This window comes from Actinomadura sp. NPDC048021 (genome assembly GCF_040653135.1).
GTDB classification, from domain to species: Bacteria; Actinomycetota; Actinomycetes; order Streptosporangiales; family Streptosporangiaceae; genus Spirillospora; species Spirillospora verrucosospora.
The window spans coordinates 57,763-73,008 of the sequence record NZ_JBEZJQ010000023.1; the positions used below are offsets into that span (position 1 = coordinate 57,763).

The 15,246-nt window shown below is 72.0% G+C and carries 18 protein-coding genes; 11 read left to right on the forward strand and 7 right to left on the reverse strand.

The genetic code is table 11. The features are described 5' to 3' along the window. Positions 1-412 precede the first annotated feature (412 nt). Genes AB0C87_RS31425 through AB0C87_RS31435 form a run of 3 tightly spaced genes read right to left on the reverse strand, consistent with a single transcriptional unit; the run spans position 413 to position 1,643 of the window. A complete protein-coding gene (locus AB0C87_RS31425; RefSeq protein WP_360580829.1) occupies positions 413-598 on the reverse strand; it encodes a DUF397 domain-containing protein in 186 nt (61 codons plus the stop codon). Then, on the reverse strand, positions 595-792 hold the full coding sequence (locus AB0C87_RS31430) for a DUF397 domain-containing protein (RefSeq protein ID WP_360580831.1): 198 nt from the start codon (positions 790-792) through the stop codon (positions 595-597). Before AB0C87_RS31430 ends, AB0C87_RS31425 begins: the two co-directional genes overlap by 4 nt. Next, the gene (locus AB0C87_RS31435) at positions 789-1,643 is read right to left on the reverse strand and encodes a helix-turn-helix transcriptional regulator (protein ID WP_360580833.1); all 855 of its coding nucleotides are present in this window, start codon (positions 1,641-1,643) and stop codon (positions 789-791) included. Before AB0C87_RS31435 ends, AB0C87_RS31430 begins: the two co-directional genes overlap by 4 nt. Positions 1,644-1,877: 234 nt before the next feature. On the opposite strand from AB0C87_RS31435, the gene AB0C87_RS31440 reads away from it, so the two are divergent. After that, complete coding sequence (locus AB0C87_RS31440; protein ID WP_360580835.1) at positions 1,878-2,354, forward strand: ATP-binding protein; 477 nt, start codon at positions 1,878-1,880, stop codon at positions 2,352-2,354. Further along, on the forward strand, positions 2,351-2,725 hold the full coding sequence (locus AB0C87_RS31445; protein WP_345178598.1) for a VOC family protein: 375 nt from the start codon (positions 2,351-2,353) through the stop codon (positions 2,723-2,725). The genes AB0C87_RS31440 and AB0C87_RS31445 overlap by 4 nt, the downstream gene beginning before the upstream one ends. Before the next feature lie 91 nt (positions 2,726-2,816). Here AB0C87_RS31445 and aceE read toward each other — a convergent pair whose 3' ends face one another. Further along, on the reverse strand, positions 2,817-5,606 hold the full coding sequence (aceE, locus tag AB0C87_RS31450) for a pyruvate dehydrogenase (acetyl-transferring), homodimeric type (protein ID WP_360580837.1): 2,790 nt from the start codon (positions 5,604-5,606) through the stop codon (positions 2,817-2,819). Positions 5,607-5,925: 319 nt separating this feature from the next. Here aceE and AB0C87_RS31455 point away from each other — a divergent pair, with 319 nt between their 5' ends. From AB0C87_RS31455 to AB0C87_RS31480, 6 genes are all read left to right on the forward strand, one after another. Then, complete coding sequence (locus AB0C87_RS31455) at positions 5,926-6,123, forward strand: DUF1918 domain-containing protein (protein ID WP_360580839.1); 198 nt, start codon at positions 5,926-5,928, stop codon at positions 6,121-6,123. Between the two features lie 73 nt (positions 6,124-6,196). Beyond that, a complete protein-coding gene (locus tag AB0C87_RS31460) occupies positions 6,197-6,604 on the forward strand; it encodes a YjbQ family protein (protein ID WP_345178594.1) in 408 nt (135 codons plus the stop codon). Positions 6,605-6,934: 330 nt separating this feature from the next. After that, entirely contained in the window at positions 6,935-7,363 is a 429-nt protein-coding gene (locus AB0C87_RS31465; protein WP_185026216.1) for a DUF3052 domain-containing protein, read from the forward strand. Between the two features lie 19 nt (positions 7,364-7,382). Continuing rightward, on the forward strand, positions 7,383-7,850 hold the full coding sequence (locus AB0C87_RS31470) for a peroxiredoxin (RefSeq protein ID WP_345178593.1): 468 nt from the start codon (positions 7,383-7,385) through the stop codon (positions 7,848-7,850). Between the two features lie 81 nt (positions 7,851-7,931). Further along, complete coding sequence (locus tag AB0C87_RS31475) at positions 7,932-8,282, forward strand: hypothetical protein (RefSeq protein WP_185026212.1); 351 nt, start codon at positions 7,932-7,934, stop codon at positions 8,280-8,282. A gap of 106 nt (positions 8,283-8,388) precedes the next feature. Then, on the forward strand, positions 8,389-9,447 hold the full coding sequence (locus tag AB0C87_RS31480; protein ID WP_345178591.1) for an ion channel: 1,059 nt from the start codon (positions 8,389-8,391) through the stop codon (positions 9,445-9,447). A 162-nt stretch (positions 9,448-9,609) separates the two neighbouring features. Here AB0C87_RS31480 and AB0C87_RS31485 read toward each other — a convergent pair whose 3' ends face one another. After that, positions 9,610-10,560 carry a phosphoribulokinase gene (locus AB0C87_RS31485; protein WP_345178679.1) on the reverse strand — a complete coding sequence of 317 codons (951 nt, stop codon included), beginning with the start codon at positions 10,558-10,560 and terminating at the stop codon, positions 9,610-9,612. Between the two features lie 179 nt (positions 10,561-10,739). On the opposite strand from AB0C87_RS31485, the gene AB0C87_RS31490 reads away from it, so the two are divergent. After that, positions 10,740-11,396, forward strand: coding sequence for a response regulator transcription factor (locus tag AB0C87_RS31490; RefSeq protein WP_185026208.1), 657 nt, complete (start codon positions 10,740-10,742; stop codon positions 11,394-11,396). After that, on the forward strand, positions 11,393-12,541 hold the full coding sequence (locus AB0C87_RS31495; protein WP_360580842.1) for a GAF domain-containing sensor histidine kinase: 1,149 nt from the start codon (positions 11,393-11,395) through the stop codon (positions 12,539-12,541). Before AB0C87_RS31490 ends, AB0C87_RS31495 begins: the two co-directional genes overlap by 4 nt. Before the next feature lie 62 nt (positions 12,542-12,603). Here AB0C87_RS31495 and AB0C87_RS31500 read toward each other — a convergent pair whose 3' ends face one another. After that, positions 12,604-13,782: a saccharopine dehydrogenase NADP-binding domain-containing protein gene (locus AB0C87_RS31500; RefSeq protein ID WP_360580843.1), complete on the reverse strand. Its 1,179-nt coding sequence runs from the start codon at positions 13,780-13,782 to the stop codon at positions 12,604-12,606. Positions 13,783-13,992: 210 nt separating this feature from the next. Between AB0C87_RS31500 and AB0C87_RS31505 the strand changes: the two genes are divergently transcribed. Further along, complete coding sequence (locus AB0C87_RS31505) at positions 13,993-14,169, forward strand: hypothetical protein (RefSeq protein ID WP_345178588.1); 177 nt, start codon at positions 13,993-13,995, stop codon at positions 14,167-14,169. A 21-nt stretch (positions 14,170-14,190) separates the two neighbouring features. On the opposite strand, the gene AB0C87_RS31510 is transcribed toward AB0C87_RS31505, so the two are convergent. Next, the gene (locus AB0C87_RS31510; RefSeq protein ID WP_360580845.1) at positions 14,191-15,075 is read right to left on the reverse strand and encodes a LysR substrate-binding domain-containing protein; all 885 of its coding nucleotides are present in this window, start codon (positions 15,073-15,075) and stop codon (positions 14,191-14,193) included. Between the last annotated feature and the right edge of the window lie 171 nt (positions 15,076-15,246).

The window sequence follows — 15,246 nt, forward strand, 5'->3', positions numbered from 1 at the left end:
TAGTCGAGGCCGAACTGCGGGCTACGCCTCCGCCACCGGGTGTCGATAGGCGCTGCCGCTGGTGGACGGGTCGCTGGCAGGGCGGCCGCGGCGCAAGACCTCGCCCCCGGACGTGCCCGGGCCTTCCACGAGCGCGGCCAGCGTGGCGGCACCCGCGGGACGTTGCCGGGCGAACGGGGACCTTCGGTGTGACATTCCGCTGGCGCTGAGCTTCCTGGGCACCGAAGGCCAGACCGCCTACTCCTGCCTGGAGCGTGTCTTCGGGGACGTCTGCAGGACGTCCGGCCGGCGGTGCCGAAAGACGAGGACGAGCGCCGTGAGCCCGTCGGTTTCAGCTCCGGTGGGCTCGGGTCTCGCCACTTTTGCGGTGGCCGCGCTTCGGCGCTGCTCCTGCGCTAGCGAGTTGTGGTGGTCATGGCCGGGATGCCAGATGGGCCAGGAGACTGGTGAAGCGTTGGCGCGTGAGGGTGAGGTGTCCGGCGGCGGGGTTCTTGCTGTCGCGGATGCCGATGTGGCCGTTGAGGTTGGCAACTTCGATGCACTCGCCTTCGTCTGGGCCGCTGTGGGTGCTCTTGCGCCAGCAGGGCGGGGTGGTCATGGCCGTGCGGCGAGGCGGGTGATGAGGGCGGCGAAGGTCTGGCGGGTGAGGGTGAGGTGTCCGGCGGCGGGGTTCTTGCTGTCGCGGATACCGATGTGGCCCGTCAGATCGGCGACCTCTACGCATTCATTCTCGTGGGCGCCGCTGTGGGTGCTCTTGCGCCAGTGGACCCGGGTTGATTCGGGGGTGTTCATGGTCGTGACGCTATCTCGTGGATGAGCCTTAGCGAAGCGGTCCTACTTAGGGCCGCTGAGAGCAGCCGTTCGAAGATCTCCTCATGGGCTGCGACCTCGTTCTCGTCCTCTACGAAGACGCTTTTGGTGAGTTGATCGCCCACGCACACGGTGAGCCGTCCAGGTGGTCGCAGCGAGAGGAGATGGAACGGTGTGATGAGGCCGAGGTACTCGCTCGCTCTGCTGGGCAGTACGCGGAGATCGACGTGATCGAGCCGAGCGGCACCAGCCAGCCTCTGAACCTGCGCATGCATGATGGCGACATCGCCACCGACCTGATTGTGAAGTACGGCCTCCGCGATGATCGGCACGTAACGGGGCGGGTCAGGACGACGCAGCACTCGCTGGCGAGATATTCGAAAGTCGACCAGCGTCTTGATCTTGTGCGGGTGTTTGGCGTTTCCAAGCGCGATGATCTTTCGGGCGTAGTCGGGGATCTGGAGGAGCCCTGGGACGATATTGGACTGGAAGGTCCGAATCTCGGTTGAGTCCTCCTCCAAGCTGGCCAGGTCGAGAGCAGCGGCCGAGATCCTGTCCTCGTACGTTCGTTCCCAGTTGCCGGGCTTGTGGGTGGCGAGGTGGAGGAGGGATTCGCGGAGGGGGCCGTCTTCGATCTCGTAGAGGTCGAGTAAGTCGCTGAGTTCCTCGGGGGCGATGGCCTGGAGGCCGTTCTCGACCATGCTCATCCAGCCCTGGGAGCGGCCGAAGCGGCGGGCCACGGTGGCGACGGTCAGGTTGTGGTGGTCGCGGGCTTTGCGGAGCGCCGAGCCGATCCGGCGCTGGCGAACGGTGGGGGCGTTCCCGGAAGGCATCTTTCAAGGGTGTCACCGAGTGTGGCGATCCGTACACGGAATGGCGGCCGGTTGAACGTTCAGTCGGAGAACGTTCATGCCCCAGGACACGAGGGCTTCGGGCGGTGAGTGTGGCGGGCGACTCCGAATCGAAGGGAGGCGCACGATGGGAGCGCCCGAGACGAGAAGGACCCCGCCGAGACGGGAGGCGCCGCCCACTTCGGCCCGGCGTGGAGTGTCGTGGGTGGCGGGGTGGTGAGCGGCGAACTCGTCGTGCTTGGCGCGGTGACGCTGCCGGGCGTCCACCGGTCGGTCCGGAACGCGCGGCGATTTCTGCGGGACATGCTGCCCCCTGGGCATCCTGTGCTGGACGATCTGATGACGGTCGGGAGCGAGACCGTCTGCAACGCCATCGCCCACACGGCCTCGGGTGACGGCGGCTGGGTCACGGTGAGCCTGCTGGTGAGGGACGGCGTTCACCGCCTGGAGGTCGCCGACGACGGGGCGGACGGCAGACGCCCCCGCGTAAAGGCGGAGGACGGGTCCGAGAGCGGGCGCGGGATGCGGGTCGTCGAAGCCCTCTCCGACCGCTGGGGGTACCGGACGGACGGCGACCGCACGGTGGTGTGGGCGGAGTTCCGGTTCGCGAAGTCTTTTGAAAACTCCGACAGGGGGCTGTCGCGGGCCTCTTCCACGCTGAGGGCAGCAGCGTTCGAAGGAGGAGACCAATGACCGTTCCCGCGTTCAACACCGTCACGTGGTTCCAGGTGGGCACCGACGCGCCGGAGGAGGCCCGCCGCTTCTACGGCGACATGTTCGGCTGGAAGTTCGCGCTCGACCCCGACGGCGACGGCTACGACCTGGTCAGCTACCCGGGCTCCGACGTGCCCTCCGGCGGCATCTCCCACGAGCCGGACGCGTCCCGCAACCACGCGATGTTCCTGGTCCTCGTGGAGGACGTCGACGCCGCCTGCGACCAGACCGTGAAGTCCGGCGGCAAGGTCGCCATGCCGCCGCTGAGCACGGGCAACGGCCTCAAGTTCGCGTACCTGCAGGACCCGTCCGGCAACACCTTCGGCGTCTTCACGCCCGCGTCGTCCTGACGCCGGACGCGGAAGGGCCCCGGGGAACCAACCCCGGGGCCCTTCGCGCGCGAGCCGGTGATCGCGGCCTACACCTCCGCGATCACCGGGCTCAGGCGTCGCCGCCGGTGTTGCTCTCGGCGCTGCCGACGCCGCCCGCGAAGACGTCGCTGACCTCGGCGTTCAGCCGGTAGCGCCGGATCGCCTCCGTCAGGGTCTCCGGCTTGATCTCGCCGTGGCGGGCGAGGCGGGTGAGCACCGCGAGGACGATCGACGCGGCGTCCACGTGGAAGAACCGCCGGGCGGCGGCGCGGGTGTCGGAGAACCCGAACCCGTCCGTGCCGAGGGAGGTGTAGTCGCCGTGCACCCACGGCGCGATCTGGTCGGGCACGGCGCGCATGTAGTCCGACACCGCGACGATCGGCCCGGCGACGTTGTCGAGGACCCGGCTGACGTACGGGACGCGCTGGTCGGCGTCGGGGTTCAGCAGGTTCCAGTCGTCGCACTCGCGGGCCTCGCGGGCCAGCTCGTTCCACGACGTGGCCGACCACACGTCCGCGGCGACGCCCCAGTCCTCGGCGAGCAGCCGCTGCGCTTCGAGGGCCCACCGGCCGCCGACGCCGGAGGCGAGGATCTGCGCCCGGGGCGCCTCGCCGTTCCCGGAGGCGACCTCCGGGGCCGCCTTGTGCCGGTACAGGCCCTTGAGGAGCCCGTCGACGTCGAGGTTCTCGGGCTCGGCGGGCTGCTGGTAGGGCTCGTTGTAGACGGTGAGGTAGTAGAAGATGTCCTCGCCGTGGGGGTGCTCCTCGGACGACCCGTACATGCGCCGCAGCGCGTCCTTCACGATGTGGGCCAGCTCGAACGCCCACGTCGGGTCGTAGTGGACGCACGCGGGGTTGGACGCCGCGAGCAGCGGGGAGTGGCCGTCGGCGTGCTGGAGGCCCTCACCGGTGAGCGTCGTGCGGCCGGCGGTGGCGCCGAGCAGGAACCCCCGGCCCATCTGGTCGCCGAGCGCCCACATCTGGTCGCCGGTCCGCTGGAACCCGAACATCGAGTAGAAGATGTAGACCGGGATCATGTGCTCGCCGTGGGTGGCGTAGGCGGTGGCCGCCGCGATGGTGGAGGCCATCGACCCCGCCTCGCTGATGCCCTCGTGGAGCATCTGGCCGCTTTCGGCCTCCTTGTACGACAGCAGCAGCTTGCGGTCCACGGCGTCGTAGGTCTGCCCGTGCGGCGAGTAGATCTTGGACGTGGGGAAGAGCGAGTCCATGCCGAACGTGCGGTACTCGTCCGGCGCGATCGGTACGAACCGGGCGCCGATGTTCTCGTCCTTGATCAGGTCCTTGAGCAGCCGGACGAACGCCATGGTCGTCGCGATGTTCTGCTTGCCGGACCCCTTCCTCAGCTCGCTGTAGACGGGGTCGCCCGGCAGCTTGAGCGTCTTGGCCCGCACGACCCGCTTCGGCAGGAACCCGCCCAGGGCCGCGCGGCGCTCGCGCATGTACTGGATCTCTTCGGAGTCCTCGCCGGGGTGGTAGTACGGCGGCAGCGGCTGCTCCAGCGCCGAGTCGGGGATGTCCAGGTAGAGGCGGTCCCGGAACTCCTTCAGCTCGGCCTTGGTGAGCTTCTTCATCTGGTGGGTGGCGTTGCGGGCCTCGAAGTCCGAGCCGAGCGTCCAGCCCTTGATGGTGTGCGCGAGGATCACGGTCGGCTGCCCGACGTGCTCGCGGGCCGACTTGAACGCCGCGTACACCTTGCGGTAGTCGTGCCCGCCGCGCGACAGCTTGCGCAGGTCGTCGTCCGACAGATGCTGGACGATCTTGCGCAGCCGCGGGTCGTCGCCGAAGAACTTCTCCCGGATGTACTCGCCGGACTCGACGGAGAACGTCTGGAACTGGCCGTCGGGCGTCGTGTTCATCTGGTTGACCAGGACGCCGTCGACGTCCTGCGCGAGCAGCGGGTCCCAGTCGCGGCCCCAGATGACCTTGATGACGTTCCAGCCGGCGCCGCGGAAGAACGACTCCAGCTCCTGGATGATCTTCCCGTTGCCGCGCACCGGGCCGTCGAGCTGCTGGAGGTTGCAGTTGACGACGAAGGTGAGGTTGTCGAGCTCCTCGCGGGCGGCCAGGCCGATCGCGCCGAGCGACTCCGGCTCGCCCATCTCGCCGTCGCCGAGGAACGCCCACACGTGCGAGCGGGACGTGTCCTTGATCTTGCGGTTGTACAGGTACCGGTTGAACCGGGCCTGGTACACCGAGTCGATCGCGGTCAGGCCCATGGACACCGTGGGGAACTCCCAGAAGTCCGGCATGAGCCGCGGGTGCGGGTAGGACGACAGGCCGCCGCCGGGGTGCGAGTGCTCCTGCCGGAACCCGTCGAGCTTCTCCTCGGGCAGCCGTCCTTCGAGGAACGCGCGCGCGTAGATGCCGGGAGCGGCGTGGCCCTGGATGAACACCTGGTCGCCGGACTCGCCGTGGTCCTTGCCGCGGAAGAAGTGGTTGAACCCGACCTCGTAGAGCGAGGCGGCGGAGGCGTAGGTCGCGATGTGGCCGCCGACGCCGAGTTCGGGGCGGTTCGCCCGCGACACCATGATCGCGGCGTTCCACCGGATGTAGGCGCGGATGCGCCGCTCCACGTGCTCGTCGCCGGGGAACCAGGGCTCCGACTCCGGCGGGATCGTGTTGATGAAGTCGGTGCTGCGCAGGCCGGGCACCCCGACCTGGAGTTCGCGCGCCCTCTCCAGGAGCCGCAGCATCACGTAGCGCGCCCTGCCGCGGCCCTCGGTCTTGATGACCGTGTCCAGCGACTCCAGCCACTCCCGGGTCTCGTCCGGGTTGATGTCGGGCAGCTGGCTCGGCAGCCCGTCGCTGATGATCGAAAAGCGTTGACGTCCGGAAGCCACGGGGTCCCCTCTGTCCTTACCGTCTGTGCAGGTCAGACCTGGGCCGCCGCGCGGGAGGCCGCCGGTCCCGGCAGACTGTTCGTCGCCTTGGTATGTGATCCATCGTCGCCGGTTATCACGGCTAACGCATCTCTACCAATCAGTAACCATCCTCCCCGGTCAGGACGGGGACCGACCCGGCCGGAACCGCCTTTTTCACTCGGCCGGGAGATTCCCTCCGGCGGAGGGCGGGGAACGTATGAGGCGGGGAGCGAACGAGCGCTCACATGCCCGGCGCGGTCCGTCCCGGCGGCGGGCCGGCGAGCTTGGGGGTGGAAGGATGAACGGAAAGACCGGAGACCGGCTTCACGTGCACGGCAACGTGGTGGGGCAGCCCGACCGGACCGGCGAGATCATCGAGGTGCGGGGCCCGGACGGCGGCCCGCCCTTCCTGGTCTGCTTCGACGACGGCCACGAGGGGCTGGTGTACCCGGGGCCCGACGCGGTCATCGAGCCGCGCGCGAAGGCGTCCCGCTAGGTGCGCGCCGCCGGCCGCGGATCCGTCCGGGCGCGGATGCGTCCGGGGCCGCGGATGGGGTAGACACGGGACCATGGAGAGCACCGTGGTCCGGGTGGCCACCGGTACCGGCGAGGCCGTGCACGACATCACGGCGGAATGCGAGCGCTTCGCCGCCTCGGCGGGCGGCGACGGGCTGCTGCACGTCTTCGTCCCGCACGCCACCGCGGGTGTGGCGATCATCGAGCTGGGCTCCGGCAGCGACGACGACCTGCTGGCGGCCCTGGGCGACCTGCTGCCCGCGGACGACCGCTGGCGGCACGCGCACGGATCGCGGGGGCACGGGCGCTCGCACGTCATGCCCGCGCTCGTGCCGCCGTTCGCGACCCTGCCGGTCGTCGGCGGGCGGCTCGCGCTGGGGACGTGGCAGTCCGTGGCGCTGGTCGACCTCAACGTCGACAACCCCGACAGGCAGGTCAGGTTGTCGTTTCTCAAAGGATGAGCGCAGCGAACCGGGGGGTGTGGGGGGTCGTCCCCCCACAAGGAGCAGAGATGAGTAGCGTTGGAGCTGTGGAGGGGCGTCTCCTTCGCAGTGCGGGAATGAGCAGCGCGAACCCTCCGGGGGTCACCGTGGGTGGGCGCCCTGTGACGGGGATCTTCGTAATCGGGCCAATGGGGCCACCAAAAGCCGGGAAGACACTTGCGCAAGGGGCCCACACTTGTGTGGACTGTCCGGCAAACACCGCACAGGTGCGGACGGGCCACCCGTCCCGGGGGGCCGAGAGCCATACGGGCACGGACCGTGCGGACTGACGACAATGGGAGGACTTTCGTGAGCGCGACCGCGGGTCAGGCGCAGTCTGAGCGCAGCCTGGCCGAACGGCTCGGCCTGAAGGCGGGCCAGGTGGTGCAGGAGATCGGCTACGACGAGGACGTCGACGAGGAGCTCCGCCGCTCCGTCGAGGAGCTCACGGGGAACGAGCTGGTCGACGAGGACTACGAGGACGTGGTCGACATCGTGCTGCTGTGGTGGCGCGAGGAGGACGGTGACCTGTTCGAGGGCCTGACCGATGCCATGATCCCGCTGACCGGGGGCGGCAACATCTGGCTGCTGACGCCGAAGGCGGGCCGCGACGGGCACGTCGAGCCGAGCGACATCGGCGAGGCCGCGCAGACCGCCGGCCTCTCGCAGACCAGCAGCGTCAGCGCCGCCAGGGAGTGGTCCGGCACGCGGCTCGTCGCACCCAAGGGCCACAAGTAGAGCCGGGGCTGGAGACGATTTGTCGGTCAACGTAGGCGACGCCGCGCCGGACTTCGAACTGAAGGACCAGCACGGCGCGCCGGTGAAGCTGTCGGACTTCCGCGGCGGCAAGAACGTGATGCTGGTGTTCTATCCGCTGGCGTTCAGCGGCGTCTGCACGGGAGAGCTGTGCGCGCTGCGCGACGAGCTGTCGAGCCTCGTCGCGGGGGCCGGCGCCGACGTGCAGGTGCTCGCGGTCTCGGTCGACTCGATGTTCGCGCTGCGGGCCTGGTCCGACCAGGAGGGCTTCAGCTTCCCGCTGCTGGCCGACTTCTGGCCGCACGGCGGGACGGCGCAGCGCTACGGCGTGTTCGACGAGGCCAAGGGCGTGGCGCTGCGCGGCACCTTCATCATCGACACCGAGGGCGTGGTCCGCTGGAAGGTCGTGAACGCGATCCCGGACGCACGCGACATCGACGAGTACCGCAAGGCGCTCGCCGGGCTCTGAGCTGAACGGACCGGTTCCGGCACACCTCACGGCCCTCGGGACCGGGTGGCCGGAACCGGCCCCCGCACCCCTGGAGGTGTGATGCCCTGCTTCCGCTGCGGGGCGCGGCAGACCGACCCCGTGCGCGGCGCGAGCCCGTGGAAGCGCGGGGTCCGGGCGGACCACCAGGTCCTGATCTGCCCCCGGTGCCAGGCCGTCCACGACTGGGCGGACGCCCTGGATCGCTGCTCGGAGTGCGGCTCGGCCGCGCTGGTGTGCCGGCTCGGCGAGGTGGAGTGCCGCGACTGCGGCCACACCCGTGACGCCGTCCGGGACGAGCCGGGCACGGCCGATCTCGTGCATTCGGGCGCCCAGCCTCCCGCCGACGGCGGCCTCTCCGAGGAGGTCGCGGCGGCGCTGTCGCGCGTCCTGAAACGAGGCCCGGCCGCCTGAGGGGCGCGCCGTCCCGCCGGACGGAGGATCCGACGTGGCCTGACCTGGCCCTTCACCGGGCATATCGGGCTTGACGCGGCATTTTGCCCGGTGCCACGCTTCGCGAATGCCGATCGTGCTGATGCGCCTGGTGCACCGGATCACCGGGCGGACGTGGCGCGCGCCCGCGCTCGTCCTCCTCACGGCCTTCGCGGTGGGCTGGCTGCTCATCGCGGTGTTCGAGGAACCGGGCGCCGACATCAAGAAGCCCCACCAGTACATCTGGTACTTCCTGGTCAGCGGCACGACCACCGGCTACGGCGATCTGTCCCCGACCACGGTCGGCGGCCGGGTCGGCGGCGTGCTCATCATGGTCGCCGGGCTCACCGCCGGGCTGGTGATGTTCGCCGAGCTGACGCTCTGGATGGGGAAGGGACGCATGATGAGGGCCAACGGCCAGGCGCGGCTGCACCGGCGGCGGCACATCGTGATCGTCGGTTACGAGCGGGACGGGCTGGTCGCCATCATCCGCCAGCTGCGCGGCGACCCGCAGTTCGCGAAGACGCCGGTCGTGACCGTCTTCTGGCCGGGCGAGCTGGCGGGGGAGAACCCCGACCCGGAGCTGTACGACGTCGTCGCGTTCGACGACACCGCCTTCGAGCGGGCGTGCCTGGAGCAGGCGCGGACGGTCCTGGTGGTCGGCCGCACCGACGACGAGACGGTGCGGGTGATGCTGACCGTCGAGGCCTACCTGCGGCGCAACGGCGACCCGGCCGTCCACCTGCTGGCGGGGGTGCGCGACGGCGGCCGGCGGGCCGAGATCACCGAGGCCCTCCGGCTGGTCGGCGAGAACATCGAGCCGGTCGACATCGACGATCCCGCGGTGACCGCGGTCGCGATCCGCAACCCGGGCATCGCCGCGATCTACCACAACCTGGCCAGCACGCTCGACAGCGACGGCACCCTCTACCGCGTGGACATCCCCGAGGACGCCGGCGAGTGGGCCCGCCTGGACGTGGCGATCTCCCTGCTGCGCCGGGGGAGCACGCTCCTCGCGGTGGGCGACTCGCACCGTCCGGACGCCCGCTTCCGCCTGGCGCCCGCCCCCGACGAGAGGATCCGCGGCGGCCAGTCGCTGGCGGTCGTCGCCACCCACCGCCCCGAGATCCCCTGGCACGAGCTGTAGGGGCCGGGAGGACGCCCCTCGCGCCCGCTGAGGGCGCCCTCCCGGCTGCCGCGGGCGTGCGGCCCGGGGCACAGGTCCAGGCCCCGGGGCCTCCCCGCACGCACGCGGAGTCTCATGTGCGTCTCTTGCTGGGGCGCCCCCCACGCCCCCCGTTCGCTTCGCTCATGCTGCTTGGCGCTGGTCGGCGTCCAGCAGGTGGTACAGCAGCAGCAACTGGGTGATGGCGAGCGGGTCGCTGGTGCCGGTGTCGCCGATGCGGCCGAGGGCGTCCGGGTCGGGCAGGGCGGTGCCGGCCCGGGGGCCCAGGCGCTCCCAGATGGCCTTCTTGACCACCTGCGACTCCTCCGGCGAGACGTAGCCGTGGACGTGCAGCGCGTCCACGGGGCGGCCGTCGGTGTCGCGGTGGAGGCGCAGGTGCAGGGCGGTCCCGGTGTCGCCGGGCCCGCTCTCCAGGACGTCGGCGAGCTCGGGGTGGTCGATGGTGGGGCGCAGCAGCAGCTCGGCCGACAGCGGGGTGCCGGGCGGGTCGAGGCGCCCGGCGACGGGCGCGAACCGGACGACGATGTCGGCGTGCTTGCGCTGCGGGCGGATGTAGGCGGCGCTCTCGGGCTCGCGGCGCGCCAGCTCCGCCTTCACCTGCTCGGGGCTGTAGCCGCGCTTGTCGCAGTCGCGCCTGACCTTCCAGGAGTGGCGCAGCGGCTCGGGCGGGTCGAGGTAGACGGTGATGTCGAAGCAGGCCCGCGCGAGCCGCGTGTGCAGCGGGAGCAGCCCCTCGACGATCACGAAGTCGCGGGGCTCGACCAGTTCCGGCCGGACGAGCCCGCCGGTCGCGTGGTCGTAGACCGGCTTCAGGATCGGCTCGCCCATCGACAGCAGCTGGAGGTGCTGCTCCATGATGTCGATGTGGTTGCAGTCGGGGTGCAGGGCCGTGAACGGCTTCCCGGCCCGCTCGGCGCGGTCGTAGCGGTGGTAGTCGTCCACGCAGACCGCCGTCATCCGGTCCGCCCCCAGGCACCGCACAAGCCCCCTGGTCAGGGTGGTCTTGCCCGCCGCGCTGTCCCCCGCGATGGCGAGCATGACGGGGCGGCGGCCCGACCCGCGCGCCCGGAGCATATGCACGATCCGATGGGGCACTGACTCCTCCGTCCTGCGGAATCCGGTTTTCGCTGTGCAGCGTAGGCCGGTCGGCGCGGCGGCTCGTCCCCCATTCAGGGGAGAGCGGGGGTGAAACCGCGGGTGGCCCGTCCCGATAGGGGCTACTGGTGAGTAGCTTTGGTTGTTATCGTGCCGGGATGGGTGTCCCCGTACGCGTCGTCCTGGTCGACGACCACGAGATGATCCTCGCCGGGCTGACCGCGATGCTGGCCGGGTTCTCCGGCCGGGTGCGCGTCGTCGGGCAGGCGGGGACGGGGGACGAGGCGGCCCGGCTGGTCACCGCGCTGCGCCCGGACGTCGTCCTGCTGGACGTGCGGCTCGGCCCCGAGAGCGGCCTCGACCTGTGCCGCCTTATCACCGGGCGCGTCCCGGAGGCCCGCGTGGTGTTCCTGTCGGTGTACGACGACGAGCAGTACGTCTTCGAGGCGCTGCGCGCGGGGGCGGGCGGCTACCTGCTCAAGCGGGTCGACGGGCCGGAGCTGGTCCGGCGGCTGGAGGAGGTGGCGCAGGGCGAGACGGTCATCGACCCGACGCTCGCCGGGCGGATGGCGGTGACCGCGGCGCGGCTGACCCGCGGCGAGTTCTGGCCGGGCGCCAACCGCGGCCTCACCCAGCGCGAGAGCGAGGTGCTGTCGCTGCTGGTGGGGGGCCTGTCGAACAAGGCGATCGCCGCGCGCCTCGTGCTCAGCGAGGAGACGGTCAAGAGCCACCTGCGCGCCCTGTACCGCAAGCTGGAGGTGGCCGACCGGTCGGCGGCGATCGCCGTCGCGCTGCGCGAGGGGCTGTTCCGGTGACCGGCCCGCGGCCGCTCGAACTGCTCGCCGGGCGCGGGAGCGACCTGCTCGTGCGCGTCGCCGGCGTGGCCTGCTCCGACCGCGAGCTGCCGCGGATGGCCGAGAAGCTGGCCGAACTCGTCGTGCGGTCCGCGCGGGCGCTGACGTTCTGCGACGTGTACGTCCTGGACGACGAGGAGCGCGTCCTGGAATGGCGGGGCGCGCCCGTCCCGCTGGGGGAGGGCGAGGTCGGCCGGGTCGCCGCCCACGGCCGCGCCCGCGCCCACCCGGACGGGCGGGGCGCCGCGATCCCCGTGCACGGCGACGGCATCGTGATCGCCGTCGTGGACGTCCGGTCCGCCGGGCCGTGCCCGCCCGACGACGTCGCGCTCGCCACCGCGCTCGCGGGGCTGTTCGCCCCGGTGCTGTCGTCGTGCCGGCGGCTGCGGACCGCGCGCGAGCGCGAGCACGCGGCCGAGCGGTTCGCCGAGCGGGCCGTGGAGGCGCAGGAGGCCGAGCGGTCGCGGCTGAGCCGGGAGATCCACGACGGCATCGCCCAGCGGCTCGCCAGCCTCGGCTTCCACCTGTCGGCGGCCGAGCGGGCGCTGCCCGAGCACCATCCCGAGGGGCTGGCGCAGATCATGATGGCGCGCCGGCTGTGCGAGCTGGCGGCGGCCGAGACCCGCGCGGCGATCGGGGGGCTGCGCCCGCCCGTCCTGGACGACCTCGGCCTGTCGGCGGCCCTCGCCACCCTGGCCCGGGAGGCCGGGGACGGCTCCGCCGCGCGGGGCGCGCTCGACGTGACGGTGACCGTCGACGGCGAACTGGAGGACGAGCTGCCCGACCACGTCCAGACCGCGCTGTACCGGATCGCGCAGGAGGCGGTCGGCAACAGCCTGCGGCACGCGTCGGCGAGCCGCGTCGACCTGCTGCTGGAGCACTCCAGCGACCGGGTCCGGCTGGAGGTGGCCGACGACGGGTGCGGCTTCTCGATGCGGGACGTCCTCGCGCGGGGCGGCCGGGGACGCCGCCCCGACTCCTACGGGCTGCGCGGCATGCGGGAGCGGGCCGAACTGCTCGGCGGGCGGGTCGCGGTCACGAGCCGCCCCGGCGTCGGGACGACCGTCGAGGCCGTCATCCCCATCCCCGGCCGCGGCCGTCCCTGAGATCACGCCGTCTCTGAGGCCGCGCCGTCTCTGAGGCCGCGCCGTCTCTGAGGGGCCGGTGCTCAGCCCGCGTCGAGGACGCGGAAGGTGATCCCGGCCTTGACGAGCCGGTCGACCAGCGCGTCGCCCATCGCGGCGGCCGTCGTGACCTGCCCGGACGTCGCGGGCAGGTCGTCGTGGGCGAGGCACAGCGCCGACTCGGCGAGCATCTTCGCCGTCTCGGTGTACCCGGGGTCGCCGCCCGCGACCTCGGTCACGACGCGCCTCCCGCCGCCCTCCCCGACGAACTTCACGCTGAACCAGTTGCGGGCGCGCCGCTCCTCGGACGGCCCGTCGCCGGGCGTGCGGAGCCGCAGCAGGAGGCTGCGGGTCGGGGGGAGCGCGGCGAGGGCGAGCAGGGCGCCCGAGCCCGCCGCCATCCCCGCCGCGGTGGCGAGCCGCTTGACCGCGACGTAGTGGCCGTAGGAGAAGTCGGGACCGTACCGGTCGAGGGCCGCGGCCGACCGGACCACGATCTGCGGGTCGATGGTGGGCAGCGGCAGCGTCCAGCCGCCCCCGACACGGGCCTTCGGCGCCGGGCGCCGCGAGATCCGCACGCTGCGCCCGGCGGGAGGCTCCTCCACCTTGCGACGCTCGCGCTCGGCGCGCACCATGCCGGCGGCGTCGCCGAAGATGCCGACGGCCGAGTGCAGGGTGCCGCCCGAAGCGTCCCCGCGCACCCGCAGGAACCCCTCGACATGCAGGGGGACACCCTCCGGGAGCTGCTTGACCGTGAAGTACACGCCGAGGTCGTGCGGGATGGAGTCGAACCCGCAGGCGTGCACGATGCGGGCCCCGCTGCGCACCGCGGCGTCGTGGTACTTCACGTACATCCGGTCGACGAACGTGGGCTCGCCGGTGAGGTCGACGTAGTCCGTCCCAGCGCGCGCGCACGCCGCCACCAGGGGCTCGCCGTACTTCACGTAGGGGCCGACCGTCGTGATGACGACCCGCGCCGACTCCGCGATCTGCTCGATCGACGCCGCGTCTGTGGTGTCGGCGTGCAGCAGCGGCAGCTCGGCGCACGCCGGGTCCAGCTCGGCCAGCCGGTCGCGCACGGCCGCCAGCTTCGCCTGGTTGCGCCCCGCCAGCGCCCAGCGCGTGCCGGGATCGGCGTGCCGGGCGAGGTACTCGGCGGTGAGGGCGCCGGTGAAGCCGGTGGCGCCGAACAGGACGACGTCGTACGGGCGGTCGGCGGTCATGAAGGCCCCTTTCACGGTTCCGAACACGATTCTGACGCGATCGGGGCCGTTCATGCGCGCCGCAGCGCCGATGTGAGGGACCGCACTGTGAGGACGGTGTTGTGAAGACGGTGTGGTGAAGACCGTGTGGTGAAGACCGCGTTGTGAAGACCGCACCTGCGAAGGGCCGTGCTCCTCTAGGGTTGCTCCGATGATGCGGATGGTGGGGGTATGACGGGGCTCGCCGTGGCGATGGACGTCGTCGCCGCGGGCTTCCTCCTGAGCTTCGTGGTCCTGCTGACGCGCCGGAGCGCCGCCCCGTCCGGCGAGGGCGGTCGGTCGGCCGCGATGATCCTGATCGCCGTCAGCCTGGCCCTGCTGTCGGTATCCCTGTGGAGCCTGCCGTGATCACTGTGGAGCCTGTCGTGATCACTGGGGGGCCGTAGCCGCAGCGGGCCGCCAGCCGGGCGCCTCCAGCAGGTGCCGGACGAACAGCAGCGTCGTCGCGGTCGGCGCCGCGCCCGCCACCGCGTGCCACGGCCGGTCCAGCGGCATCCCCGGCGCGTCGATCACCACGAGCCGCCCGGTGTCCAGCTCCGCGCCGACGGCGTCCCGCGAGACCAGCGCCGCGCCGAGCCCGGCCGCCGCGCCCGCGATCACGGCGCCGTTGGAGCCGAGCACGAGCCGCGGCGGCGCCGCCTCGCGCTCGGCCAGGTAGGCGTCCGCGCTCGCCCGCGTCCCCGACCCGGGCTCGCGCATCACCCACGGCGTGCGGGCCAGGGCGAACCCCGCAGCGAGCTCCGGCGCGCCCACGACGACCAGCTCGTTCGGCCGCCTCGCCAGCACGGTCGCCGCGACGCCGGCGGGCGGGCGGCCCGCCAGCACGAGGTCGGCCTCGTGCGCGGCCAGGCTGCTCCACACCTGGCGGCGCGGCCCCACCTCCAGGGCCAGCTCGACGTCCGGCCAGCGCGCCCGGAACGAGGCCAGCAGCTCGGGCAGGACCTGGTCGGCGGCCGTCGTCACCGCCGCCAGCCGCAGCGGCCCGCGCCCCGGGTCGGCCGCGCCGCGCGCCGCCGCCCGCCCCTCCTCCAGCAGCCCGAGCACCTGCCGCGCGTACCCGGCGTAGACCGCGCCCGCGCCGGTCAGCCTGACGCCCCGCCCCTCCCGCGAGACGAGCGGGACGCCGAGCTCCCGGGTCAGCGCCGCGACCGCCGCCGACACCGCCGACTCGGTCACGTACAGCCGCCGCGCCGCCGACCGCACAGACCCGGTGTCGGCGAGCGCGACGAGCGCCCGCAGCCGCGCCTCCGTCACGTCCGGCCTCCTTGTTCAAGCGAATGCTCAAGGGTCACCGTAGAACACTTGATGGACATCGCAAGTGTTGGAAGGCGATTCTCGGACGCGTCACGGTTCCACGTGGCCGGGACGCGGCGCTCCACCCCGATCCCCTGGGACATGCCGTCCTCCACCGGGTCGGCGCGCCGC